Raw genomic sequence first — 588 nt, 5'->3', positions numbered from 1 at the left:
GTCCGCCATGGTCAGGCAGTTCAGCCCTTAGTGCATCATGCCCAGCTCGGCATCATCCATCAGTGCTTTGGCCAACGCACTCAGGTAGTGCGAAGCCCAGATCAGCTGTGGTTTATCGTCCATCAAGCCTTCGATGGTCAGGTCCCGCACATAGCCCATCAGCTCTGAAGCCTGTTCGCGGGCATTCTGGCAAGGGATGCCCGCTTCGATGCGAAACAGTGGGTGGGTCTGGTTTTCACCCTGGTAGAACGTGGTCTTACCGACAGTGACTTTGGTGTCGTCTGGTGTCATTGCGTATTCTCCCTGAAGGTTTAGGGCCTGGGCGAACGTAATGACGGGCAACCCGCCCTTAGCTCAGCACCGGTCTCACGCAGCGCGCTGTGCGTATAGGCTTGCCGGCGATAGCGCCCACCCAGGCAAAACAGGCTTAACGGCCTAGTGCAGGGTGCGCGGCTCGGGCGGCATCTGCAGCTGGATCAGGGCTGATTCGAGCAGCACGCGTAGCGACTCGAGCTCATGCATCGAGGCCATCATCAGAACCGAGGCGGGCGTTCTGGGCTGTAGCGAAACAGCCTGCTGCGCCACGCT

Annotated in this window: 1 protein-coding gene; it reads right to left on the bottom strand. The window is 59.9% G+C overall.

What is annotated here, in order from left to right; translation table 11 throughout:
- Window positions 1–27: 27 nt before the first annotated feature.
- The gene (locus EGJ09_RS26385; RefSeq protein ID WP_012314949.1) at window positions 28–291 is read right to left on the bottom strand and encodes a DUF3077 domain-containing protein; all 264 of its coding nucleotides are present in this window, start codon (window positions 289–291) and stop codon (window positions 28–30) included.
- Window positions 292–588: the final 297 nt, after the last annotated feature.

The sequence above is a fragment of the Pseudomonas sp. p106 genome (assembly GCF_003936645.1).
Lineage (GTDB): Bacteria > Pseudomonadota > Gammaproteobacteria > Pseudomonadales > Pseudomonadaceae > Aquipseudomonas > Aquipseudomonas putida_E.
The sequence above is the reverse complement of the archived record's forward strand: the minus strand, read 5'-3'. Positions and strand labels throughout refer to the sequence as shown.